Raw genomic sequence first — 22,961 nt, 5'->3', positions numbered from 1 at the left:
ACGTTCGGAGCATCGGCAGATGGCGCGGATTCGGCGCGAATCCGGGATCACCGCAGCGACGCAGACGGTGCGCTCCCGACGGTCGACACAGGAACGTTCGAGTAGCGTAACGGAATGGCCCCGACCGAACGACCACACCCCCGACGCGCACCGGCCGACGCGGGGCTCAGGCGCACTCCCCCGCGGGCGGCCGTCACCGCTTCGGTCATCGCACTGCTCGCGATCGCGGCATTCGGGGCGTACCTGCGCCTCACCCACACGGGCGCGCTCGGCATCGATGCGTGGTGGGCCGACGCGGTCTCTGTTGAACGCGGGTCGGCGGCCTACGCGGTCGCCGTGTTTCTCGCACAGGCGGGCGACGGCGTGGGCGCAGCAGCGTGCACCGCGATCCTCGCCGCGCTCTGCTTCGCGCTCAGGCGCCCGCGAGACGCCGCCGCCATCATCACCGCCGCGCTGCTCGGCGTAGCCGCGTCTGAGATCTGCAAGGCGCTCGTGCTGCGCACCCGACCGACCGGGCAGCTCTTCGAGAGCCACGGGGCCTCCTACCCCTCCGGCCACTCCATGGGCGCCGCCGCCATCGCCGTCTCGATCATGCTCGTCGCGATCGGCTCCGAGCGCCTCGGATCGCAGCTCACCGCCTGGATCGTCGCCGCAGCAGCGCTGTGGATCATCGCGATGATGTGGAGCCGCACCGCGCTTCACGTCCATTGGCTCACCGACACGGTAGCCGGGGCACTGCTGGGAACGGCGATCGCGATCCTCGCCCGGCGCCTCTGGTTCGACCCGGCCGCGGCACCGGCGCAACGGCGCTGAACTCTGCGACGCGGCCGATGTCGGCGGCGAGGCGTAGGCTGATCGGCATGAGCGATCTGCCTACCGACCACCCGCGATCCGCCGCCGAGACCATCATCTTCGGCGCCGACTGGTGCGGAGACTGCCGACGCGCCAAGCTCATCTTCGACCGCTCGTCGGCACCGTACCGCTATGTCGATCTCGTGGAGGACGCCTCGGCCGCCGAGGTGGCGCGCGATATCAGCGGCCGCACCAGCATCCCCGTGATCCTGTACCCCGATAGCAGCCATCAGGTGGAGCCCTCGAACGCCGACATGCTGCGGAAGATCGCGGAGCTCGGACTCGGCCGCTCGTGACCCCCCTTCCGGCACCTGTGACTCTCACGTCCGGGCTTCGAGCGGAGATCGAGGAGGATCGCTGGGTTCCGGGAGCGGTGCAGCTGCTCGTCGACGGCACCCCGCAGTCGCATGTGAACCTTCGCGACCCGTCGGAGCTGTTCTTCGAGTACATCCGCCGCATCGGGCACGTGATCGATCTCTTTCGACCGAACGGCCAGGCGATCTCCGCTCTGCATCTCGGCGGGGGCGCCTTCACGCTTCCCCGATACATCGAAGCGACCCGACCGGGAAGCCGTCAGCAGGTCATCGAGCTCGAAGGAGCCCTCGTCGATCTCGTGCGAGAGGCCGCACCCCTACCGAAGCGGGCGAGTATCCGCGTGCGTCGCGGCGATGCGCGAGAGGTCGTGGGGAAACTGCCAGAAGGGATGCTGGGCGCGATGGATCTCATCGTGGTCGACATTTTCGCCGGCGCGCGCACTCCCGCCCACGTCTCGAGCACGGAGTTCTACGAATCCCTGCGTCCGTTCCTCGCCCCGACCGGCCTCATCGTGGTGAACGCGGCCGATGGGGCCGGGCTCCCGTTCGTGCGCGGCCAGGCGGCGACGCTGACGGGCCTGTTCGCATCGACGGCGGCGGTCGCCGAGCCGCAGGTGCTCAAGGGCCGCCGATTCGGCAATGTCGTGTTCATCGCCTCCGATACCGATCTCGAGTCGCTCGACTGGCTTCCCAGGCTGCTCGCGGGCGGTCCGCACCCCGCCCGCATGCTCGTCGGGCGCGAATTCGACGAGCTCGCGCGCAGCGCCTCCCCGATCACCGACGCGACGGCTGTCGACTCCCCCGAGCCAGCGCGCACGCTCTTCGGTCGAGACTGAAGCTGTGGCCGACCTCGCACGCGTGCGCGTCTGGGCTGAGGCGCTCATCGCCATGCACCTGTCAGCACCCCCGAAACGCACCGAACAGCCGTGGACGTTCGCCTTCGACAACGCCAAGCGCCGTGCCGGGCTCTGCAATTACACCGAACGACGAATCACCGTCTCGCGATATCTCGCCGAGAAGTTCGACGACGACGACATCCATCAGGTACTCCTGCACGAGGTCGCGCACGCGCTCGCCGGGCCCGAGGCGGCCCACGGGCCCGGATGGAGAGCGATCGCGCGCGACCTCGGATATGTCGGCGGCGTGACGCATCGCGGGGAGATCGCGCACGAGCGCGCGCCCTGGGTCGGAACGTGCTCAGCAGGCCACGAGCACTTCAGGTTTCGCAAGCCGACTCGGGTGCATTCCTGCGGCAAGTGCGCGCGAACGTTCTCGGCAGGTCACCTGATCGCCTGGCGCAGGCGCTGAGCAATCAGGGCGCGGGGCGCACTCGGGTCAGCAGCTGATCGACGAAAGCGCCTGGCGCAGCAGTGCTCCGCGACCGTTCGAGAACTCGTCAAGCGTCGCGGGGGCGATCGCCTCCTCAGGCGCCATCCACGTCACCTCGAGCGCATCTTGACGGGGATTGCAGGTGCCGGTGACCGGCACGACGTACACCAGCGATACGGCGTGCTGTCGATCGTCGACGTACGGCGAGATGCCCGGCATCGGGAAGTACTCGGCCACCTGCGCTGGCACGAGCGCCGCGGGCATCTGCGGGAACGCCATCGGCCCGAGATCGTTCTCGAGGTGGCGGAAGAGCGCTTCGCGCAGCGTCTCGCCGTAGCGCACGCGCCCCGAAACGAGCGAGCGCCGCATCACCCCCTCGGGGGTGCTGCGCAGCAGCAGCCCGACCTCGACGACCTGCCCGAGTCCGTCGAGTCGCACGGGCACCGCCTCGACATACATGATCGGCATCCGCCCGCGTACGAAGCTCAGCTCGTCTTCGCTCAGCCAACCGGGGTTCCCGGGAGGCGTCGGGCGATCTTCCGGACCATCGGGATCGGGGAGTTCGGCCGTATCGATCGTCATACCCTCACCAGTCCCGTCGTCGTCGCGACCCGGATCGCGGCACGACCGGGCAGTCCCATCCTGCCACGCCCGGTGATCATGTCGTGCGTGGCGCGCCTCGCCTAGGCTGTGAAACATGCACACGCACCCGCACCCCGAAATCTCCGGCCCCCGGCGCGTTGCCGTAGCCCAGATCGCGAGCCCGGACGACGAGTCACCGGCGACGCGCATCGAACGCGTGGAAGCGCAGCTGCGCCAACTCGAGAACATCGACCTCATCACGCTCCCAGAACTGTGGAGCGCCGGGTACTTCGCCTTCGATCGCTACGAGGAGCGCGCGGAGACACTCGACGGACCCACCGTGCAGATGGCGCAGCGTGTGGCCCGCGATCTGGGCAGTGAGGTGCACCTCGGCAGCATCGTCGAGCGGGGCGAGCACGGCAAGCTGCACAACACCGCCGTGCTCGTCGATGCATCGGGCCGAATCTCACAGACGTACCGCAAGATACACGTATTCGGCTACCAGTCGCTGGAGTCGCAACTGCTCACGCCGGGACAGTCGTTGAGCGTTACGGCAGCAGCCCTGGGCGCCACCGCGAGCACGACCTGCTACGACCTGCGCTTTCCCGGCCTCTGGCAAGAGCTCAGCGCGCGCGGTGCAGAAGCCGCGATCGTCCCGGCGGCCTGGCCGGCGGCACGGCGGGAGCACTGGCGCCTCCTCACCCAGGCACGCGCCGTCGAGCATCAGCTCTGGATCATTGCAACGAACGCGTGCGGCAGTCAGTCCGACGTGCAGCTCGGCGGGTTCAGCCGGGTCGTGGACCCGTCGGGGCGCATCGTCGCGGAGTGCGGCGACGGCGAAGAGACGCTCATCGTCGATATCGATCCGACCCAGGTCGACAGCGTACGAGAGGAGTTCCCCGTCATCGGAGACCGTTTGAGTCCGCAGGACTACCGGGCCCTCGCCGACGGGAACCTCTGACCAGCCCGAGCGCTGCTACTCGGGCAGAATGGCGACATCCGGTCCGAGTATTGCCGCCGACGCTGCAATCTGCTGCTCGGCCGTCACTCCGAAACGCGTGGTCGCCAGCAGCTCGTCGGCCTGTGCGAGCGGAGTGATCGACAGGTTCGTTCGCGCCAGCAGATCGCCGGCGGCCTCCTGCTCCGCCGTCCAGTCGTAGTGCATGTAGGTGAGTACCGCCGTCGGGTTCTCGACCTTCACGGCTCCAGAGGCCGAATCGCGCACGGCGTCGAACCCGGCGATCACCCCAGTGCGCTGGTCCAGCTCGAGCTGAGTGTTCAGCATGTTGCCGATGGAGTACCACACGAGGGTGCGCCCGCCGTCTACTCGATCGAGCCAGGCCATCGGTTGCAGCACATGCGGGCCTGTGCCGACGATGACGTCGGCGCCGAGGTCGGCGACGCGCTGCGCGAATGCTCGTTGCTGATCGTTGACCTCGTGCGAATCCTCGGTGCCCCAGTGGGCAGATACGACCACCACATCCGCGAGCTCGCTCGCCTGTGCCATCAGATCCGTCACGAGCGCGTCATCGCTCATCATGTTCAGCGATACCCCATCGATGGGCGCGTTCGAGTACTCGGCGAATGAGACCAGCGCGAACGTCATCCCGTTCTGCTCGAAGACCGGAACCGCGCGCTGCTCCTCGGCAGTGCGGTTCGCCCCGTCGACGGCGGAGGGGGTCAGGCCGTCCCACACGCTGCGAGTGGCAGCGATGCCGGCGGGACCGAGGTCTGCGCTGTGGTTCGTCGCGAGGTTCACGAGGTCGCACCCCGCAACGGCGTGCAGGCCCCCCGCGAACTCCGCAGGAGCATTGAAGGTCGGATACCCGCTGATACCGAAATCGACACCGGCGCTCGGCACCTCTTGATTGCAGAAGGTGACGTCGGCGGCGGCGAGCTGCGGAGCGATGCCGGCGAAGAACTGACCGTACTCGTAGGTTCCATCGGGCTGCAGCGCGTTTCCGTTCACAGAATCATGGGGAAGCATGTCGCCCATCGCAATGACGCGCGCGTGGCCGTCTTCGGGCTCCGCGGCGACCTCGGGATCCGGATCGGCGCTCGACTCGGATTCGGCGGGCGGCGAGGGGTCGGGCGTCGGCGAGGGATCCTCGACCGCAGCCGGTGGATCAGCCTCACGTTCGGGGCCCCACACCCATGCGGCAGCCGCTCCGCCGAACCCGAGCACCGCGACCGCCGAGGCGGTGAAGACGATGGCGAGACGCGCGCGGCGGGAGAGACGACGCTTTCCCGTCACCGCGATGGGGGTGTACCCCGCCGGGGTCTCCGACCGAGTCTCGCTACCGTCCTGCATAGCACCAGCGTAGCCGCCCGCGAGGCCGCCTCCGCGCCGCACCGCGGCCCCGATAGCATGATCTCATGGCACCGAGACGATTCAGCGCGGCTCTCGCGCTGCTCTGCATCGGAGCAGCCCCGATCGCGCTCACGGGGTGCGCTCCTGAGCCGGCCGCGACGACAGGCAGCGCGGATTCGACGGCGGATTCGCATTCGGAGACCGCGTCACCCGAATCGAGCGCCGAGGCGACCCACGAGGCGGAGCCCGCGGAGCAGACACCCGCCGACTCCGACTTCGACGCGACGGCTCATTCCCTCGACGATCCCGCATCGCTCTGGGTCGTCACGAACAAGCTGCGGCGGCTGCAGCCCAACGATTTCGCCCCGGACGACCTCGTCATGCCCGCAGGAGTGGAGAACGAGTTCGCCCAGCCGTTGCGACACCCCGCCGCGCGCGCCGTTGAGGCCTTCGTCGCCGCGGCTGCAGCCGATGGTCTGAACGTGCGCATCATCAGCGCGTACCGGGATTATGCCACGCAGGTCGCACTGTACGACGGGTACGTGATGCGCGACGGGCAAGCGGCGGCGGACACGTACTCCGCGCGACCCGGGCACTCCGAGCACCAAACCGGGCTCGTCGTCGACTTCGACGACCACGGGGACTGCTATCTCTCCGCATGCTTCGGTGATACGCCCGCTGGTATCTGGCTGGCCGAGCACGCGGCCGAGCACGGGTTCATCGTGCGCTACCCCGAAGGCAAGCAGGAGGTGACGGGGTTCATGCCAGAGCCGTGGCATTTTCGGTACGTCGGCCCCGAACTCGCCGAGCAGATGCGCGAGACCGGTGTCACGACGCTCGAGGAGTTCTTCGGCCTTCCGAGCGCGCCGGGGTACGCATCGTGAGCGGCTTCGATGCGCGCACGATTCGCGTGAGCGCGGTGGTGATGCGCGATGCCGCAGGGCGGGTGCTGAACGTGCGCAAACGCGGCACCTCTGCGCTCATGCTGCCCGGCGGCAAGCATGAGCCCGGAGAAGCTCCCATCGATACCGCCGTGCGAGAGTTCGGCGAGGAGCTCGGCATCTCGCTCGAGCGCGGCAGGCTGCGGCAGCTCGGCGTGTTCCGAGCCGCGGCCGCGAACGAGCCCGGGCACATCGTGGAGGCGACCGTCTTCGAGCACCCGTGGGTGCCCGAAGCAGCCACCGCTCGACCGAGGGCGGAAATCGCGGCGCTCGAATGGGTGGATCCCCACGATTCGCGCGCCGATCTGGCACCCCTGAACACCGACTACATCTTCCCGGCATTGCTCGCCGAACCGGCGACCGAGGCGCGTTAGCGGAACAGCAGCCCGCGCGTCTCGCCTACAGCACCGGGCGTTCGCCCACAGGCACGTCGAGCCCGAGCAGCGCATTCTCGGCGACCTCCATGAGTGCGGGGTGAATCCAATACTGCCCGCGGGCCGCGGAGTGGGCGTCGATGCCGAAGCTCATCGCCGAGATGACGACCTGTATCAAGTTGGAGGCCTGGTATCCCATGACGTGTGCACCAAGAATGCGCCCATCGCGTCGATCAGCGACGACTTTGAACACGCCGGATTGATCCTCAAGCGCCCACCCGTACGCCGTGTCCCCATAGGCCTGCAGTTTCGCGGTGATCTGCTCCGCACCGAATGCCGCGACGGCTTCCGCTTCCGTGAGACCGACTTGGGCCACCTCGGGGTCGGTGAAGACGGCAGCGGGAATCGCCTGGTGATGCGCCTCGCGCAGGTCGTGGGGATGCTCGAGATTGTGTGCCACGACGCGGGCCTCATGATTCGCAACGTGCTTGAGCTGCGACGCCGAACTGATGTCGCCCAGTGCGTAGAGTCCCGGCACCGGCGCGCCGCCCGAGAGCACTCGTTGATACGCATCGACGGCGATCCGGCCGTCATCGTGCAGGTCGATGCCCGCTTCAGCCGCGCCGACACGATCGGAGTTCGGTGTTCGGCCCGTCGCCACGAGCACGACGTCGGCAGCGATCTGCTCGACGGCGCTGGTCATTCCGTCGCCGCGAGCCGCGGTGCCGGGCGCGATGTCGGCGACGACACCTCCGTCGTCGGCCGGGCGGATCGCGATGACGTTCCGTTCGAGTCTGAGATCCCACTGCCGGGCCGCTTGCGCGGTGAAGCGCGCAGCGATCTCGGCATCCGCGCGCTTCAGCAGCTGCGCACCGCGATGCACCTGCACGACCGAGGAACCGAAGGCCGAGAAGATGTTGGCGAATTCAGCCGCGATATAGCCGCCGCCGATGATGAGCACGCGCTTCGGCAGCTCGGGAAGACGCATGATCGTGTCGGATGTGTGCACCTGCGGCAGATCGATGCCTGGGATATCGGGGATCACGGCTCGCGATCCCGCAGCGATCACGAGCTGTCGCGCCTCGACTCGCGTTCCGTCGGCTGCTGCGAACCCGTGGGTGCCGGTGAGTCGCACCCGCTGAGAGATCAGCTCGACGTTGTCGAGCTCGTCGCGCCGGTAGCGCTCCCCCGCGGCCGAGATGGCATCGATCCGCCCGAAAATACGATCGCGCATACCCGGCCAGTCGACCGACTCGGTGCGCTGCATCACGCCCAAGCGCGCCGCCTCTTCAGGCCCTCGAGCGAACGCCGCTGGCCGCACGTACATCTTCGTCGGGATGCAGCCGACGTTCAGGCAGGTGCCGCCGAATACACCGGCCTCGGCGATGACGACTCGGCGGTCGTCCCAGAAGGGGGTGACGAGCGAGTTGCCCGATCCGGATCCGATGATCGCCAGGTCAACCGCAGGATTCTCCATAGGGAGATCCTACGGCTGACCGGCTCACCTGCCGACCGGGTGTCCGGCTGTCCGGCTGTCCGGCTTAGAAGGACTGCCCGTCGAGCCATTCCGTCGCGATATCCGCCGCAGCCCGCTCATCGTTGACGCTCTGGCCGTTGAGCTCGACCAGATCGTCCGGGCTGAGCGCCGCGTTGACCTCGTTGATCACGCTCTCGGCCTGATCGTCGATCTTCTCGCTCGCGATCGGCACGACGTGCGACGCGAGGAAGATGCCCTTCGTGTCCTCGAGAGTCACGAGGTCGTTCGCGGCGAGCGACGGGTCGGCCGAGTAGATGTTCGCGAACTGGATCGCGCCATCCTTGAGCGCCTTCACCGTAAGGGGCCCGCCGCTGTCTTCGATCGGGGTGAACTGCACGCCCTCGATGCCGTAGGTCTCGGCGAGACCGGCGGGACCATAGGGCCGTGTCTCAGCTTCGGAGTTCGAGCCGAAGGTGAGCGGATCGGTAACATTCTTCAGATCGTCGACGGTCTCGAGATCCCACTGATCGGCGAAGTCGCGCGTTACGACATACGTATCCTGGTCGGTCGCGGGCGACTGCTCGAGCACGCGCAGTCCTTCGGGCATCGCTTCGACCAGTGCGTCGTAGACCTCCTCAGACACGCGCTCGGGCGCCTCTGCATCGAAGTACTGCAGCAGGTTGCCGCTGTACTCGGGGAAGAGGTCGATCTTGCCACTCTCGATCTCGGGCAGGTAGACCTCGCGCTGGCCGATGCGGAACTGGCGGTCGACCTCGAAGCCATCGGCTTCGAGCGCCTGAGCGTAGATCTCGGAGATGATCTCGTTGGAGTAGTAGTCCTGCGAGCCGACGACGATGGGGCCGCCCTCAGCGGCAGACGTTTCGCCGTCGCCGCCACCCTCGGCGAGCGGGTCGCTGCTCGAGCAGCCGGTGAGTGCGGCGGTGAGCGCGATGGCTCCTGCGGCGAATGCTGCGCCCCAGCGGGCGGAGCGAAGTGCGGGTCGACGATGCATGATCGGAGTTCCTCTCGGTCGGGAGTGTGTGCAATGACGTGGATGCTGCGAACGTGTCAGCCGGCGCGGGCCGGTATGCGGGCGATGCGACGGGCCGCTGTGCGCTGGAACAGTGCGAGCAGGATCTCGAGTACGAGCGTCAGCGCGATGACGAGCAGCGCACCGGCGAGCATCAGCCCGTAGTCGCGCGATTTCAAGCCCGAGAACAAGTAGCGGCCGAGTCCGACGTCGGAGGTGTAGGCGGCAAGGGTCGCCGTCGACACCACCTGGAGTGTCGCAGCGCGCACCCCGCCGATCATGACGGGCAGCGCGAGCGGGAGCTCGACGCGCAGCAGCACCTGCGCCGGGCTGAAGCCCACGGCCTTGGCCGCGGACGGGATGGACGGCTCGATAGCGCTGACTCCCGCATACGCACCGGCCAGCAGCGATGGGATCGCGAGCACGATCAGCGCGAGCACGGGGGCCGTGATGCCGATGCCGAGTGCGAGACCGAACAGGGTGAGCACGCCGAGCGTGGGCAGCGCGCGCGCTGCACCCGCGAGCGCGCCGACCGCTCCCGCACCGCGGCGAGTGTGTCCGATGATCGCGCCGAGTGGAAGTGCGATGATCCCGGCGAGCAGCAGCGAGCCGATCGCGAGGGCCAGATGTTGCAACAGGCGCGTCGGAATTCCGCCGCTTACGCTCCAGTTGGCCGGGTCGGTGAGCCAGGCGACGGCGTCGGCGAACAGATTCATGCGCGCTCCTCCGCTTCCGCGGGAGCCGACGTCCGATGTCGCAGCGTTGATCGCTGGGACACCCGGCGCGACCACGGAGTCAGAGCCCGACCGATCCCGAGCACCGCGACATCGAGCACGAGAGCCAGCAGCACGGTCGCGATGACGCCGGTCCAGATCTCGGCAAAGATTCCTCGTTGGAATCCGTCGGTCAGCAGCGTACCGAGGCTCGGCACCCCGATGAGCGCGCCGAGCGTCACGAGGCTGATCGTCGAGACCGACACCACGCGGATCCCGGAGATCAGCACCGGCACTGCGAGGGGCAGATCGACTCGCCAGAAGAGCCCGCGCGGCGCGAAGCCGATCGCCAGAGCGGCGTCGCGCAACTGGCCGTCGACGGATGCGAACGCGTCGCACGCGGTGCGCACGAGCAGCGCGACCCCGTACACGCTCAGCGCCGCGACCATCGTCTGCCACGACCGCAATGAGGTGCCGATGAGCGCGGGGAGAATGATGAGCAGCGGAAGCGCCGGGATGGCGTACGCGAGAGACGCCACCGACAGCAGCGGCCCCCCGATGCGAGGTCGACGAAAGGCGAGTCGTCCGATCGGCACCGCAACGATCACGCTGATGAGGATCGCGGGAACGCTGAGCAGCAGGTGCTTGACGGCGAGTTCGAGCACGAACTCCCAGTTCGCAATCGGCCAGTTCACGACTCGAGCACTCCGACTGGACGACCGGCAGCATCGACGGCGAGGCGCTGCCCGTCGGTTTCCACGACATGCAGACGTCGCTCACCGCGGTCGGCACCTACGAAGTCGCGCACGAAATCGTTCGCGGGGCTGCCGAGAATTTCGGTGGGAGTGCCACGCTGGGCGATCCTGCCGCCGGCTTCGAGCACGACCACCTCGTCACCGAGCAGGAAGGCCTCATCGACATCGTGAGTGACGAAGAGGATGGTCTTGCCGAGCTCGGCCTGCAGACGCAGCAATTCCTGCTGCAGCTCGCGCCGCACGATCGGGTCGACGGCTCCGAACGGCTCGTCCATGAGCAGGATGTTCGGATCCGATGCCAGCGCACGCGCGACGCCCACGCGCTGCTGCTGACCACCCGACAGCTGGGCTGGGTACCGTGCGCCCAGCTCGGGGTCGAGACCCACGCGTTCGAGGAGTTCGCCCGCCGCCCGACGCGCTTCACGACGCGAAGTTCCGGTGAGCACCGGAACCGTCGCAACATTGTCGGCGACGGTGCGATGGGGCAATAAACCGCCCTGCTGCAGCACGTATCCGATCGAGCGACGCAGGTCTACGGCGTCGCGGTCGCGCACGTCCTCGCCATCGATGAGCACCCGACCCGAGCTCGGCTCGACCATTCGGTTGACCATGCGCATGAGCGTCGTCTTGCCGGATCCGGATGAGCCGACCAGCACTACGGCCCGATGCGAAGGGATCGTGACCGAAAACTCGTGCACCGCCGTTGCACCACCGGGGAAGACCTTCGAAACTCGTTCGAACTCGATCACGTCGCCCCCTCGGTGGTCGCGCCGAAGGCGGCGCACAACAACCCTAGCCCTCCCGGGTCTCTACGTGACAAGCCCTTGTAACCGAATCGTGCTCTTCGGTATGCGGGCACTTCAGCTCTGTCGCGCGCGATGCACCCGGGAGACGCCGTTCTCCCCGCTAGGCCGCAAGCGCCGCCCTGAGCGCCTCGCGCACGATGGCGACACCGCGGTCGAGTTCTTCGGCCGAAATGGTGAGCGCCGGCAAGAACTTCAGCACCTCGTCCCGTGCGCCTGAGGTCTCAATGACCACGCCCCGTGTGAAGGCTTCCTGAGAAGTGGCTCCGGCGAGTGTCGGTCGCGAGGCGGAGGCGAGGCCGTACATCAGCCCTCGCCCGCGCACCGTGAACCCGGCCTCGGGATAATCCTCCGCGATGCTCTCGAGCGCCGTGCGCACCTGCGCCTCGCGCTCGGCGATGATCGTGGTGAATGAGGCATCGGCCCAGTAGGTCTCGAGGGCGACGCGTGCCGAGACGAACGCGAGGTTGTTGCCGCGAAAGGTGCCCGTGTGCGCTCCGGGCTGCCAAACGTCGATTTCAGGTCGCATCAGCAGAATGGCCATCGGCAGACCCGAGGCAGAAATCGATTTCGAGACAGTCACGAGATCGGGAACGATGCCAGACTGCTCGAAGCTGAAGAACGCGCCGCTGCGCCCCACTCCCGACTGGATATCGTCGACGATGAGGAGGATGCCTCGTGCCTCTGTCATCGCGCGCAGCCGCTGCAACCACTCGGGGCTCGCAACGTTGATGCCGCCCTCCCCCTGGATCGTCTCGACGATCACCGCTGCGGGCAGGTCGAGCCCCGAGCCAGGATCATCGAGCATGCGCTCGAACAGGTCGAGGGTGTCGACTCCGTCGCCGAGGTACCCGTCATAGGGCAGACGTGTGACATCGGAGAGCGGCACGCCACCGGCTGCGCGGTACTTCTCATTGCCGGTTGCGGCGAGCGCTCCCAGGCTCAGCCCGTGAAAGCCATTCGTGAACGCGACCACGTTCTGGCGTCCCGTGGCCTGGCGGGCGAGCTTCAGCGCCGACTCCACGGCATTCGCACCGGTGGGCCCGGTGAACTGGATCTTGTAGTGGAGTCCGCGCGGCGCGAGCACGAGACGCTGGAACGTCTCGATGAAGTCGCGCTTGGCAGCCGTCGCCATGTCGAGACCGTGGATGATGCCGCCGCTCTCCAGATAGCTGATGAGTGCCTTCGTGAATGCCGGGTTGTTGTGGCCGTAATTGACGACTCCTGCACCGCTGAAGAAGTCGAGGTACTCGCGACCGTCTTCGGCGGTGAGCACCGAGCCCTGCGCGCGTTCGAAGACGATGGGGAACGAGCGAATGTACCCCCGCACCTCGGACTCGTACTGGTCGAACACTGCAAGGTCGCTCATGAATCCAGCTCTCTCTTCTGCCTTAGCGATGCGCGGGGTGCCGCGCTGATCGTCGATCCGACGCGGGGTGGTGCGCCGATCTCCTCCTACCGAGGATAAGCGGTTTCCGTCCACGCACGTGCCAAACGGGCGGCTCGAGCAGAGAGTTGAGCGGAGGATCGGCCGCTCGTTCGCCTACGCGCGAGAACCGAAATTCACGAGCGGCCAATCCTCCAGCGAGGTGCTGGGCACCTCTGCAACCGCATGCCCCCAGTCGCTAGGGGGGGTGGGTGGTCCTGCGGGCATGTGCTGCCCTGCAATACTCACCGACGGACGGGCGCGCGAGATGGTTCTCCCGGCAGAACCCGAATGATCGCGCAGGTTTGCAGTACCCGGCGGAGTCAAACCCGCATCGAGCATGCCGATCGACAGCACCTACGTAGGGTTGCTGCGCAAGTATCCACGGCCGGGTTACTATGCAGAATGGACTCGTTCAACTCTTCGGAGGTCACGCTCTCCGCTCGAGTGCGTCGCATGGGGGCGATCAGCTGGGCCGCTCTCGGAACGATCCTTCTCGGCGTGGTCGTTGCGAGCGGTGCGAGCGCGCTGAGTGGAATACTGATCCCCCTCCTCATCGCAGTGATCTTGAGCACAGTCCTCGAACCCCTGGTGACGGCCCTCCGCCGATTCCATGTGCCCGCCTCTCTCGCCGCCGCGATCGCACTGGTGATCGCCGTTGTGATCACCGCGGGCCTGTGCGCCGTAATCGTCATCGGGTTCGCACAACAGCTCTCGCAGATATCGGAGCAGCTGTGGGAGAGCTGGAGACGCCTGAAGGAGTCGTTGCTCGCATCTGGCATTGATGTGTCATGGGTGGAACCCCTGCGCTCTGCCGCGAACGACGCCGTACCTCAGCTCGGTTTCGGGTTGCTCGGAGCCGTCACGAGCGCGGTATGGGGAGTTGCGTCCTTCATCTTCAGCGCGTTCCTCGCGCTGTTCTTCCTCTACTTCGCACTGCGTGACGGTCGGCTGTTTCCCGTTTGGCTCGCGCGAGCGGGGTCTTGGGACGAATCTCGCATCATGGAGATCGACGGACTGGCGCGGCAGTCGCTGCGGGGCTACTTCACGGGCATCGCCGTGACAGCTCTCATTACGGCACCCATCTTCGTCGTGCCGTTGCTCCTGCTTCGCGTACCACTGCTCGTGCCCATGCTGATCCTGTATTTCACGCTTTCCTTCGTGCCTTACGTTGGAGCGTGGATCACCGGGGCGTTCGCGGTACTGATCGCTTTCGGATCCGGCGGGGCCATTCCAGCGCTCATCGTCGGCGCGAGCCTGATGGTCTCCAACGGCACCATACAGAGCGTGGTGAGCTCGTGGGCGCTGGGGAATTCCCTCAAGCTGCACCCCGTCTCCGTGCTGCTCTCAACGCTCATCGGGGGCGCCATCGCGGGCATCCTCGGAATGGTGCTCGGGCCACCGCTCGTGTCACTCGCCCGACGAAGCCTGGCCGTTCTGCGAAGGTCGCCCCAGTTATGAACTCGCGCCGAGGCTGTGCGGCAGATCCAAGTGGTCGGGAAGTGCCGTGGTCACAGCGACGACGACATCTTGAACCTTCCAATCCAGGTCGTGCAGCGCCCGGGTGATCTCGTCGGCCCGCTCCGCCGTGAGTGAGTCTGCGCGAGGCACGATGAACACCTCGATGTGGAACACCTGCCCCTCATCCCGCATGCGTATGCCGGCCTCCTTGACCCACGTCAAGCCCGCGAGGTACCGGTGGATATCGTCAGCCAGCGGATGGCGCTTCGAATTGTCGAAGGTCCGCGCGCGCTGATCCATGAGATCTGAGACCGCAGCTCGCGTATTGCGAAAGCCGTCCCTCATGATGCCCAGCGAGATGAACACGGCAGCAGCACCGTCGAGCCACCACCATCCGATCCCGACACCGAGCACACCGACGATGGACGCGACATTCGTCTGCCAATCCGCCTTTGCCATATCCGCATCCGCGTAGAGCAGCTTGTTGTGCAGCACCGGCGCGAGTTTCGCCTTCGCCGGGCCGTAGAGGAACACGGGCCCGATCACGATGATCGCCATGACGAGCACCATCAACCACCCTAGCCAGATGGTGTTTCCGAACAGGTTCACAGTACCGATGGTGGGATGCTCGGTTTTGACCAATCCGATGATCGCTTCGGCGGCCAGGCTTCCACCGACGGCGAGAAGTGCGACTCCGGCGACCAGGTGCCCGACGCTCATGGCACGGTGCTGACCGTACGGCAACTTCGGAGTGGGGCGGCGGTGTATGAAGATCAACGCGACGAAGAACGACAGCTGCGGCAGGAGCGAGAGCATGTCTTCGATCCAGGCAGTCTTCATCGCTTGCGAATTCCCGAGCACGAACGCGACAGCGGTAATGGTGATCGCGGTGTAGCACACCGTGAAAATCTGCCATCTGACCGCTTTTCGCAGCGCTCCCGCCTGTTCGTCGGGGAGCCCGCGCGCCAGTCCGTTTCTCGCTCCGCTCACTGGGCCCTCCCGGTATCGTCGACGAACCGCTCGAAGCTCGACACCAGTGCGTTCTCACCGAGCGGCATGAGCGCGACGATCATGCCCGCGCCGCCGCCGTCGGCGGTGAAGGGCCGAGAGAGCGCCGCACGATCCGACCACGGCGAATCTTCGGAAAAGTTGCCGAAGGCGATGTCGATCTGCTCCTGTTCAAGCATCTCGATCAGGGTCTCCTCGCCGCCGATCTCCCATTCCGGCCGTGCATCGATCGACGTCGCATACTCGTTCGCGAGGTCGACAAGTGGTCCGGTTGGCGGTGCTCCGCCTTCGCTCAGCCCAGGCTCGATGGCGAGCCCGATCCGCAGCTCTTCCCCGGTTGCGCGATCCAGAGTGCCCTGAGGGTCCGACGGAATCGAGATGCCGCAGCCTGTGAGCGCGAGTACCAGGGCTGCAACTATCCCCGCTCTCAGCAGCCTGGCGCGATCCACCATCTTCACGTGCATATCGGCATCATCGCACAGTGACCGACGGAGGGAAGATCCTTGCGCGGAGAGGCTGACATGCGCAAAGGCATACCCACCGCGCGCGATACGACGACGTGTCAAGGGGTACCGCGATGAGCGCCCGTAGACTTGACTCTCATCACTTAGGCGTTTCTCGTCAGGGGATCTCCCTCCGGCTACCTGAGGGTTATCAGGAGCTGACATGGGATCGATACGCTACGACGGGCTCACCACGCATTTCGAGGATCGACTCCTCTCGCACTTGCAGATCACCATCGTGCAGAAGCTCATGCGTCAAGAGTCCTTTCTGATGTCTTGGAAGGACAGCGCGAACTCCGGCGATGGCCGCAGCGCCATCTGGATCGCCCCAGAGACGTCCATCACCTTCAAGTTCTTGGGCAGTCGCGTTCCCGAGATCAATACGGACTGGCTGCTGCAGCTGGGCGAATCCGCGAACGCGACGACGGGGCTCATCGTCACCAAAGAAGACGGTTCGCTCGCAGAAGCCGAGGCCACTGGAAACCAGTACCCGGGAAATCTGCGCGCGCGCCGATAGTCGTTCGGGCGGCAGTTGATCAGTTGAGCAGGTCGCCGGATCCGAGTTTCGCTCCGAGAGCGTCGCGGCTCGGCACGCCGAGTTTGCGCATGATCCGGTACATATGACTGTCGACGGTGCGCACACTGACCACGAGGCGTGTCGCGATTTCGTGGTTGCTGAGCCCGTTCACCGCGAGGGACGCGACTTCCTTCTCGCGCTTTGACAGCGCGGTTCCCAATCCGCCGAAACGCGTGGTGTTGAAGGTGCGTCCCGGGTACTGCGTACGCAGCTTGCGTTCGCTGAGCAGCGCCTCGTCGCGTAGATCGAGCTTCTGATCCTCCGCGAACAGGTCGGCGGCACGGCCGTAGGCCGAGGCCGCCATGCCGATCCGATGATGCTTCGCGAGCACGTCGGCTGCTGCGAGCATCTCGTTCGCGTCTCCGCGAGCCGCAGCAGAAAGGTATCTGCCCTGCGCGCCGAGCACCACGGTATCCGGATGCTGCTCGAGCAGTGCCAGTGTCTCCGTGAGCCGGGCTTCATCCATCTTCATTTCCAGCGAGGCGAGCATGCCGAGCTGCGCGGCGAACACCGCGCCTCGCTCGCGCAGCTCTGCCGACGCATCCCAGATGGTATCCGCGGCGTTGCCAGATTCGCCCTCGAGGATCTCGACCTGCGCTTCAGCCCAAGCGGCACTCTGACCGGGCAGCGCGAGGTCCGCGGTGTTCTCGGATCGGAGGAGCGCGGCGTACTTGTTGCACAGCGCCACCTGCCCTCGCGCCGCAGCGAGGATGCACGCGGAAACGAGTATGGACGTGCGACTTCCGGGCGGCACCGGCGCCAGTTCGCCTGTCGACAGGGCGACGTCGAGAAGCTCACCGTGCGCCCGCATATCCCCGCTGTGCAGGTGCGCGTAGGCCATGCCCCCGGCGAAGGCGCGGAATGCGTGAATGTCGAGATTTCCCCGCGCTTCGTCAAGACCGTTGTTGAGGTCTCGGCTTCCCGCTTCGAAGGCGCCCTGGGCCAGCAGACTGATTCCTTGCACCGACCGGGCTGAGGCGCGTTCGCCCTGCGGATCGAGGCGCCGGAGCTCCTCGTACACTCGATTTCCGTCGACGAGCCGCCCGGCGATGATCAGGACGCGCAGTTGCGCTTCGAGGAGCGCGGTCTGCACGGGAACCGGCAAATCATCGGTCACTTCGAGCACGATCTCGAAGCCTGCGGGAACTGATCGGAAATCGGCGAGAATGCTGATGCGCCTGGCGTCGAGCATTCTTCCGTGACTCGACAGCTCGCGAGCATGGCTCTCCAGGAACGTCACCGCCTCGTCAACCTGGCCGAGACCGTAGGCGAGCCAATCCGCCCGCTTCGCGTAGTACTCCGCGCGCGAAGCGATGTCGCCGCTTCTCCCATCGGTTTCTGAAAACACCCGCTCGATGCTCGGGCCAGAGGCCGCGACGCCGGCCTGCGTCAGTATGTCGACGTAGGCGTTCGCCGTGTGAACATTCGGGTTCTTCTCCCATTCGTAGGCCGCAACGAGCTGGCGGGTCTTCAAAGATTCGCGCAGCATTCCAGCGAAGAGTGCGTCCTGCTTCTCACCGCCCGAGTTCGCGTCGTTCCAGATGTGGTCGAGCTCCAGATTCGACGAAGCGCTCCCGAGCGTGGAGAGGATCTTCTCCGTCAAGCGGATGCGACGTGCGGAGAGGGGATCGTGGCGGAAATAGCTGGTGAATAGCGGCGGCACGACGGAGACGTAGTTGCTGCGAGTTCCCTGCGCGAACGCGATCATGGCGCGCTCCTCGAGGAGTTCGAGAGTCGGCCAGTCGACGAGCGTGCGCACCGTCTCCACGTCGACGAGCCCCACCATCGCAATGGTCTCCAGAGCGTCACGAGATGCGGGGTCCAAGCTTTCCAAGTGCATCTCCATGACCGCGCGAAGTGCTGGGCTCCACAACTCGCCGGTCGCGGTCCAGAGGTTCCCGTCGATCTGCACGAGTCGCCCTTCACGCACGGTCGCGTCGATCAACGACAGCGCGAGACCGACGTTGCCGCCGGTCTTCGTATACAGGCGTCGAGAGGTGCCCGACTCGAGGCTCGCGCCCAGGTATTCGCTCATCACCGCATCGAGATCTTCAAATCTCAGCGGAAGCATGTCGATCACGTAGGTGGGAGAAAGCGTCGACGATGGAAGGCCGCTCGGCGTATGGCGGGCGCGGAGGCCCTGCAGGCGCGAGATCACAATGGGCACGCCGGTCGTGCGACGAACGTATTCGATCACGCCCCAGGAGACTTCATCGAGGTCGTCCCAGTCATCAAGGAAGTAGGCGCAGCGCGCGTTCGTCACCTGCTCCGTCAGCTGGCGCCCGACGTCTTCGATGACGGCGTCGATGCGGCGGGTCGGCGTCAGTTCCGCGATGCCCGACAGAGCAATTGCGGCGAACGGATTCTGCTTCAGCGAGGCGACACCGCGCACCCGACGCACGGTCCAGCTATTCTCTTCGAGTCGCTCTGCGAGAGCCTGCATGAAGGCGGTGCGTCCGCTACCGCGGCTTCCAACGACGTCAACGCTCAAGCCGCTCTCGACGAGGCTTTGCGCCTTCGCAAGGCTGCGATCCCGACCCTTCACGGGGAGATCTCCTCTCCTCATCGACCACACCGTCCGAGGCTCACGGTAACACGCGTGCTGGTCGGCGCGTAAGGCAAACTGCAGCACGGCGCGCTCGAGTGAGCGCTTCCACGATGAGCGAGCGAGTTGGTCGGCTCCACGAAGTGCGCGAACGGTTTCGCATTGACGGCACGCATGACTCCCCCTCCGGTTCCCGAGACGAAGTTGAAGCCTATGAGGCTGTTCGCTACCCAGCACGGAATGCGCGGGCGTTGAAGCGTCGTGCGTCACCTTTCACGCAGGTGGCGTACCGGGATAGGTATGCGTTGCGCTGAGATGCAGTATCGAACCGTGCTCGAACGGCCCGAGCAGAGACTCAGCACTGAACGAGCACAGGCGAAAGGACTGGCGAGAACACTCTTCTCGCCAGTCCTTTCGATCTCAGTTACGCGTCGACCGTCGCTGCGACAGCCTCGACGCCGGCCTCCAAGTTGCGACGGAGCGCCGCGCCGAGTTCGGCGTCGACCTGCGTCCAGTACCAGACCGCGCGTTCGCGAATCTCGGCGCTCTGCACGCCACCCACCGCTCCGGTGATGGTCGTGAGGAAGCGCGCCCGGGCCGCGGCATCGAAGACGTTGCGGTAGAGGGTGCCCGCCTGACCGAAGTCGTCATCCTCGGCGTGCAACGTTGCTGCGGTGCGCACCAGCTCGCCGTCCGATTCCCAGGATCCTGCGCCCGCCGCTGCCGGGTCGGCAACGGGGCCGCCCTTCGAGTTCGGAGCGTACACCGGCGTACTCGGTGCATTGAAGCCGTGGCGCTGAGCTCCGTCCTGCGAGTAGTTGGAAACCGGAGCGACCGGAGCGTTCACCGGGATCTGGTTGTAGTTCGTGCCGACGCGGTATCGCTGGGCGTCGGGGTACGAGAAGACGCGGGCCTGAAGCATGCGGTCGGGGCTGATGTCGATGCCCGGCACGGTGTTGGCCGGCGAGAACGCCGCCTGTTCGATCTGCGCGAAGAAGTTCTCGGGATTGCGATTCAGCGTGTGCACGCCGACCTCGATCAACGGGTAGTCAGCATGCGGCCACACCTTCGTAAGATCGAACGGATTGAAGCGGTACGTCTTCGCATCCTCGTACGGCATCACCTGAACCGACACCTTCCATGCCGGGTACTCGCCGCGCTCGATGGCGTCGAAGAGATCGCGGCGGTAGTAGTCCGCGTCTGCTCCCGCGATCGCCTCGGCCTCCTCGCTCGACATCTCGACGTTGCCCTGCAGCGCGTCGAAGTGGTATTTCACCCAGAAACGCTCGCCGGCCTCGTTGATCCACTGGTAGGTGTGCGAGCCGAATCCCGGCATGTGCCGCCACGAGCGCGGCAACCCGCGGTCGCCCATGAGATACGTCACCTGATGCGCCGACTCGGGCGAGAGCGTCCAGAAGTCCCACTGCATGTCCGCATCGCGAAGACCCGAGCCGGGGAGACGCTTCTGCGAGTGGATGAAATCGGGAAACTTGATGCCATCGCGAATGAAGAACACCGGGGTGTTGTTGCCCACGATGTCGTAGTTGCCCTCGGAGGTGTAGAACTTCACCGAGAAGCCGCGCACATCGCGCCAGGTGTCGGGCGACCCCTGCTCGCCGGCGACCGAGGAGAACCGCTGGACCGTCTCGGTGCGGGCACCGGGCTGGAAGAGTGCGGCACGCGTGTACGCCGAGACGTCGCCCGTGACGACGAACTCGCCGAAGGCTCCGCCGCCCTTCGCGTGCACAATGCGCTCCGGGATGCGCTCGCGATTGAACTGGGCGAGCTTCTCGACGAGGTAGCGATCGTGCAACGCGATCGCGCCGTCGCGGCCCGCGGCGAGCGAGTGCTCGTCGCTGGCGACGGGGGTGCCGGTCTGTGTGGTGGTATCAGGTGTACTCATGTTGCTCCTCGGGAGTTGTGCGCACGGCGAATGCCGCCTCGGCCTCGCGGCCTCGGTGCGTGGTCGACTATGCGGCCGAGCTGGTGCAATCGGGGCACACGCCCCAAAAGGTGACCTCGGCGGTCTGGACGGTAAAGCCCCCCGTTGCCGACGGGGAGAGGCACGGCGTATGCCCGACAACACAATCGACATCGGCGATCGCCCCGCACTGGGAGCAGACGACGTGGTGATGGTTATCGTTCACTCGCCGCTCATAGAGCGATGCGGACCCCGCCGGCTCGACGCGGCGGCTCAGGCCCGCCATCGTCAGATCGGCAAGAATGTTGTGCACCGACTGAATCGATGTCGTGGGCAGCGCGCTTGAAACCACTCGAAACACATGGTCTGCGTTCGAGTGCGGCATGGAGGCGAGTGCATCGAGCACCGCGACGCGGCCCGCGGTTGCCCGCAGGCCGACGTCGCGCAGTGCTTGCTCGGTGTCCGTCTCCATACTGTGCACCCTACCGAGTTATTTTGAGTAATTCAAATATGGGAGGGCGTGTCACAGCATCTCGCCCCGTCAGGCGTCGCCTCGCACCGCCTCGGCGATGGGCGTATCTCCCGTATTGAACTGGATGGTACGGCGAATAGTGCTGTCGTCAGCGAGTACTGCGGCGATCGTTGCGGCGACGTCTGCGCGCGACACCGTCGCACCCTCGTCAGCGTCGACATCGATCGCCCCCGTCGGCGCGTCGAGGGTGAGCCCGCTGGGACCGAGCACCGTCCACTCGAGCCCCGATTTCCGCAGGTGCTCGTCGGCCTGCGACTTCGCTTCCGCGTACGTGAAGAATGAGTTCTCGGGATCAACCCCATGATCGCGCGAGGAGCCGAAGTACGACACCATCACATAGCGCTGCACCCCGGCGCGAACTGCTGCGTCCATGGTGCGGATCGCCGCATCACGATCGACAGCGAGCGTCCGCTCGGCGTCGCCTCCGCCGGCGCCGGCCGACCACACGACCGCATCGTGACCTTCGATCACTGCGGCGAGCCCGTCGACGTCGAGCTGTTCGATATCTACCACCCGCGGTTCAGCGCCTGCCTCGCGCACGTCTTGCGATTGGTCGGGATTCCGAATCACCGCCGTCACCGAGTCTCCGCGCTCCGCGAGCAGCGGCTCCGTGAGGAGAGCGATCTTGCCGTGTCCACCGAAAATAATGATGCGTGCCATGTCCACCACACTACGCTCGCTCGCACCCCGTTTCTCCAGGAGCGGAAACGGGCGGAACGGCATCCGTGAGCAGCCTCTTTTCCGCGCGTCTAGCGTCCAGTTCCGCCGCGTGCAACGGGGTGCCGGCCGGGGCGGCGATACGTCAGGCTCGTGATGTCGGCCCGGAAACCGGGTCTCGACGGACGACGAACTCCCGAACCCAGGAGGTACATTCATGTCACATCTCACCGGCAAGCGCGTAGCAATTCTCGCCACGAACGGCTTCGAGGATTCAGAGCTCACGGAGCCACTCTCAGCGGTAACCGAGCACGGCGCGGAGGCGACGATCGTCTCCACGAAGACCGGCACGATCACCGGCAAGAACGGGCACGAGCAAGAGGTCACCCTCACCTCGGCAGAGGCGAGCGCCGGTGACTTCGACGCGCTTGTGCTGCCGGGCGGCGTGGTGAACGGCGATCAGATCAGACTTGATTCCGACGCCGTGGCCTTCACCAAGGACTTCTTCGCGCAGCACAAGCCCGTAGGCGCGATCTGCCACGGGGGATGGATTCTCGCCGACGCCGATGTGCTCAAGGGCCGCACGGTCACCTCGTACGCGAGCCTGCGCACGGATCTGCAGAACGCCGGCGCCACGTGGGTCGATGAGGAGGTCGTGGTGGATCAGGGACTCGTCACGAGTCGAACCCCCGACGACCTGCCCGCGTTCAACGCGAAACTCGTCGAGGAGATCGGCGAGGGCAAGCATCCCGGTCAGACGGCGTAAGTCGCAGCCTCTGCACTGATCGGCGATGCCGCCCGCGACCTCACCCTCATCGAGGGCCGGTAGCGGGCGGCATCGCCGCTGCTC

General features: G+C 66.1%; 24 protein-coding genes. 10 read left to right on the top strand and 14 right to left on the bottom strand.

Features of this window, described 5'->3' with window-relative positions:
• Positions 1-114 precede the first annotated feature (114 nt).
• The 4 genes from AB0O71_RS01620 to AB0O71_RS01605 are packed head-to-tail and all read left to right on the top strand — an operon-like array spanning position 115 to position 2,474.
• On the top strand, positions 115-813 hold the full coding sequence (locus AB0O71_RS01620; RefSeq protein ID WP_363741125.1) for a phosphatase PAP2 family protein: 699 nt from the start codon (positions 115-117) through the stop codon (positions 811-813).
• 47 nt (positions 814-860) lie between these two features.
• Entirely contained in the window at positions 861-1,148 is a 288-nt protein-coding gene (locus AB0O71_RS01615) for a glutaredoxin domain-containing protein (protein ID WP_363741123.1), read from the top strand.
• A gap of 17 nt (positions 1,149-1,165) precedes the next feature.
• Complete coding sequence (locus AB0O71_RS01610) at positions 1,166-2,002, top strand: fused MFS/spermidine synthase (RefSeq protein ID WP_363741121.1); 837 nt, start codon at positions 1,166-1,168, stop codon at positions 2,000-2,002.
• Positions 2,003-2,006: 4 nt separating this feature from the next.
• Positions 2,007-2,474 (top strand): SprT-like domain-containing protein, encoded by a 468-nt coding sequence (locus AB0O71_RS01605; protein WP_363741119.1) that lies wholly within the window; start codon positions 2,007-2,009, stop codon positions 2,472-2,474.
• A 27-nt stretch (positions 2,475-2,501) separates the two neighbouring features.
• Here AB0O71_RS01605 and AB0O71_RS01600 read toward each other — a convergent pair whose 3' ends face one another.
• Complete coding sequence (locus AB0O71_RS01600; RefSeq protein ID WP_363741116.1) at positions 2,502-3,077, bottom strand: NUDIX hydrolase family protein; 576 nt, start codon at positions 3,075-3,077, stop codon at positions 2,502-2,504.
• 115 nt (positions 3,078-3,192) lie between these two features.
• Between AB0O71_RS01600 and AB0O71_RS01595 the strand changes: the two genes are divergently transcribed.
• Entirely contained in the window at positions 3,193-4,038 is an 846-nt protein-coding gene (locus AB0O71_RS01595; protein WP_363741114.1) for a nitrilase-related carbon-nitrogen hydrolase, read from the top strand.
• Between the two features lie 15 nt (positions 4,039-4,053).
• Here the strand turns inward: AB0O71_RS01595 and AB0O71_RS01590 are convergent, their stop codons facing one another.
• Positions 4,054-5,388, bottom strand: coding sequence for a CapA family protein (locus tag AB0O71_RS01590; protein WP_363741112.1), 1,335 nt, complete (start codon positions 5,386-5,388; stop codon positions 4,054-4,056).
• Between the two features lie 65 nt (positions 5,389-5,453).
• Between AB0O71_RS01590 and AB0O71_RS01585 the strand changes: the two genes are divergently transcribed.
• Together AB0O71_RS01585 and AB0O71_RS01580 are read left to right on the top strand one after the other, a co-directional pair.
• Entirely contained in the window at positions 5,454-6,272 is an 819-nt protein-coding gene (locus AB0O71_RS01585) for a M15 family metallopeptidase (RefSeq protein ID WP_363741110.1), read from the top strand.
• Positions 6,269-6,703, top strand: coding sequence for an NUDIX domain-containing protein (locus AB0O71_RS01580; RefSeq protein ID WP_363741108.1), 435 nt, complete (start codon positions 6,269-6,271; stop codon positions 6,701-6,703). The genes AB0O71_RS01585 and AB0O71_RS01580 overlap by 4 nt, the downstream gene beginning before the upstream one ends.
• A gap of 25 nt (positions 6,704-6,728) precedes the next feature.
• On the opposite strand, the gene AB0O71_RS01575 is transcribed toward AB0O71_RS01580, so the two are convergent.
• From AB0O71_RS01575 to ectB, 6 genes are all read right to left on the bottom strand, one after another.
• Entirely contained in the window at positions 6,729-8,180 is a 1,452-nt protein-coding gene (locus AB0O71_RS01575; RefSeq protein ID WP_363741106.1) for a mycothione reductase, read from the bottom strand.
• Positions 8,181-8,244: 64 nt separating this feature from the next.
• Positions 8,245-9,192 carry an ABC transporter substrate-binding protein gene (locus AB0O71_RS01570; protein ID WP_363741104.1) on the bottom strand — a complete coding sequence of 316 codons (948 nt, stop codon included), beginning with the start codon at positions 9,190-9,192 and terminating at the stop codon, positions 8,245-8,247.
• A 56-nt stretch (positions 9,193-9,248) separates the two neighbouring features.
• Complete coding sequence (locus AB0O71_RS01565; protein ID WP_363741102.1) at positions 9,249-9,926, bottom strand: ABC transporter permease subunit; 678 nt, start codon at positions 9,924-9,926, stop codon at positions 9,249-9,251.
• On the bottom strand, positions 9,923-10,618 hold the full coding sequence (locus tag AB0O71_RS01560; protein ID WP_363741100.1) for an ABC transporter permease subunit: 696 nt from the start codon (positions 10,616-10,618) through the stop codon (positions 9,923-9,925). The genes AB0O71_RS01565 and AB0O71_RS01560 overlap by 4 nt, the downstream gene beginning before the upstream one ends.
• Positions 10,615-11,427: an ATP-binding cassette domain-containing protein gene (locus tag AB0O71_RS01555; RefSeq protein ID WP_363741098.1), complete on the bottom strand. Its 813-nt coding sequence runs from the start codon at positions 11,425-11,427 to the stop codon at positions 10,615-10,617. Before AB0O71_RS01555 ends, AB0O71_RS01560 begins: the two co-directional genes overlap by 4 nt.
• Before the next feature lie 157 nt (positions 11,428-11,584).
• Positions 11,585-12,850 (bottom strand): diaminobutyrate--2-oxoglutarate transaminase, encoded by a 1,266-nt coding sequence (gene ectB / locus AB0O71_RS01550; protein WP_363741096.1) that lies wholly within the window; start codon positions 12,848-12,850, stop codon positions 11,585-11,587.
• 462 nt (positions 12,851-13,312) lie between these two features.
• On the opposite strand from ectB, the gene AB0O71_RS01545 reads away from it, so the two are divergent.
• Positions 13,313-14,368 (top strand): AI-2E family transporter, encoded by a 1,056-nt coding sequence (locus AB0O71_RS01545; RefSeq protein WP_363741094.1) that lies wholly within the window; start codon positions 13,313-13,315, stop codon positions 14,366-14,368.
• Here AB0O71_RS01545 and AB0O71_RS01540 read toward each other — a convergent pair.
• Positions 14,363-15,358 (bottom strand): cation transporter, encoded by a 996-nt coding sequence (locus tag AB0O71_RS01540; RefSeq protein ID WP_363741092.1) that lies wholly within the window; start codon positions 15,356-15,358, stop codon positions 14,363-14,365. The two genes, AB0O71_RS01545 and AB0O71_RS01540, sit on opposite strands and share 6 nt — an antisense overlap.
• Positions 15,355-15,840 (bottom strand): hypothetical protein, encoded by a 486-nt coding sequence (locus tag AB0O71_RS01535; protein ID WP_363741090.1) that lies wholly within the window; start codon positions 15,838-15,840, stop codon positions 15,355-15,357. The genes AB0O71_RS01540 and AB0O71_RS01535 overlap by 4 nt, the downstream gene beginning before the upstream one ends.
• A 202-nt stretch (positions 15,841-16,042) precedes the next feature.
• On the opposite strand from AB0O71_RS01535, the gene AB0O71_RS01530 reads away from it, so the two are divergent.
• Entirely contained in the window at positions 16,043-16,396 is a 354-nt protein-coding gene (locus AB0O71_RS01530; RefSeq protein WP_363741088.1) for an ATP-dependent DNA ligase, read from the top strand.
• A 19-nt stretch (positions 16,397-16,415) separates the two neighbouring features.
• Here the strand turns inward: AB0O71_RS01530 and AB0O71_RS01525 are convergent, their stop codons facing one another.
• The 4 genes from AB0O71_RS01525 to AB0O71_RS01510 all read right to left on the bottom strand — a co-directional run bounded on the left by AB0O71_RS01525 (position 16,416) and on the right by AB0O71_RS01510 (position 22,114).
• Positions 16,416-19,001: a helix-turn-helix transcriptional regulator gene (locus tag AB0O71_RS01525; RefSeq protein ID WP_363741086.1), complete on the bottom strand. Its 2,586-nt coding sequence runs from the start codon at positions 18,999-19,001 to the stop codon at positions 16,416-16,418.
• Between the two features lie 424 nt (positions 19,002-19,425).
• Positions 19,426-20,904: a catalase gene (locus AB0O71_RS01520; RefSeq protein WP_363741084.1), complete on the bottom strand. Its 1,479-nt coding sequence runs from the start codon at positions 20,902-20,904 to the stop codon at positions 19,426-19,428.
• A 67-nt stretch (positions 20,905-20,971) separates the two neighbouring features.
• Positions 20,972-21,394, bottom strand: a complete 423-nt coding sequence (locus AB0O71_RS01515; RefSeq protein ID WP_363741082.1) for a Fur family transcriptional regulator — start codon at positions 21,392-21,394, stop codon at positions 20,972-20,974.
• Between the two features lie 69 nt (positions 21,395-21,463).
• Positions 21,464-22,114, bottom strand: a complete 651-nt coding sequence (locus tag AB0O71_RS01510) for an SDR family oxidoreductase (protein ID WP_363741080.1) — start codon at positions 22,112-22,114, stop codon at positions 21,464-21,466.
• 214 nt (positions 22,115-22,328) lie between these two features.
• On the opposite strand from AB0O71_RS01510, the gene AB0O71_RS01505 reads away from it, so the two are divergent.
• A complete protein-coding gene (locus AB0O71_RS01505; protein WP_363741078.1) occupies positions 22,329-22,877 on the top strand; it encodes a type 1 glutamine amidotransferase domain-containing protein in 549 nt (182 codons plus the stop codon).
• Positions 22,878-22,961: the final 84 nt, after the last annotated feature.

This window comes from Leucobacter sp. NPDC077196 (assembly GCF_040687075.1).
GTDB lineage: Bacteria > Actinomycetota > Actinomycetes > Actinomycetales > Microbacteriaceae > Leucobacter.
This window is presented reverse-complemented; position numbering and strand designations above follow the sequence as displayed.

Coding starts and splice junctions, on each gene's coding strand:
- AB0O71_RS01620 (WP_363741125.1), top strand. CDS start 115: ATGGCCCCGACCGAACGACCACACCCCCGACGCGCACCGGCCGACGCG.
- AB0O71_RS01615 (WP_363741123.1), top strand. CDS start 861: ATGAGCGATCTGCCTACCGACCACCCGCGATCCGCCGCCGAGACCATC.
- AB0O71_RS01600 (WP_363741116.1), bottom strand. CDS start 3,077: ATGACGATCGATACGGCCGAACTCCCCGATCCCGATGGTCCGGAAGAT.
- AB0O71_RS01595 (WP_363741114.1), top strand. CDS start 3,193: ATGCACACGCACCCGCACCCCGAAATCTCCGGCCCCCGGCGCGTTGCC.
- AB0O71_RS01590 (WP_363741112.1), bottom strand. CDS start 5,388: ATGCAGGACGGTAGCGAGACTCGGTCGGAGACCCCGGCGGGGTACACC.
- AB0O71_RS01585 (WP_363741110.1), top strand. CDS start 5,454: ATGGCACCGAGACGATTCAGCGCGGCTCTCGCGCTGCTCTGCATCGGA.
- AB0O71_RS01575 (WP_363741106.1), bottom strand. CDS start 8,180: ATGGAGAATCCTGCGGTTGACCTGGCGATCATCGGATCCGGATCGGGC.
- AB0O71_RS01570 (WP_363741104.1), bottom strand. CDS start 9,192: ATGCATCGTCGACCCGCACTTCGCTCCGCCCGCTGGGGCGCAGCATTC.
- AB0O71_RS01565 (WP_363741102.1), bottom strand. CDS start 9,926: ATGAATCTGTTCGCCGACGCCGTCGCCTGGCTCACCGACCCGGCCAAC.
- ectB (WP_363741096.1), bottom strand. CDS start 12,850: ATGAGCGACCTTGCAGTGTTCGACCAGTACGAGTCCGAGGTGCGGGGG.
- AB0O71_RS01545 (WP_363741094.1), top strand. CDS start 13,313: ATGGACTCGTTCAACTCTTCGGAGGTCACGCTCTCCGCTCGAGTGCGT.
- AB0O71_RS01535 (WP_363741090.1), bottom strand. CDS start 15,840: ATGCACGTGAAGATGGTGGATCGCGCCAGGCTGCTGAGAGCGGGGATA.
- AB0O71_RS01530 (WP_363741088.1), top strand. CDS start 16,043: ATGGGATCGATACGCTACGACGGGCTCACCACGCATTTCGAGGATCGA.
- AB0O71_RS01520 (WP_363741084.1), bottom strand. CDS start 20,904: ATGAGTACACCTGATACCACCACACAGACCGGCACCCCCGTCGCCAGC.
- AB0O71_RS01515 (WP_363741082.1), bottom strand. CDS start 21,394: ATGGAGACGGACACCGAGCAAGCACTGCGCGACGTCGGCCTGCGGGCA.
- AB0O71_RS01510 (WP_363741080.1), bottom strand. CDS start 22,114: ATGGCACGCATCATTATTTTCGGTGGACACGGCAAGATCGCTCTCCTC.
- AB0O71_RS01505 (WP_363741078.1), top strand. CDS start 22,329: ATGTCACATCTCACCGGCAAGCGCGTAGCAATTCTCGCCACGAACGGC.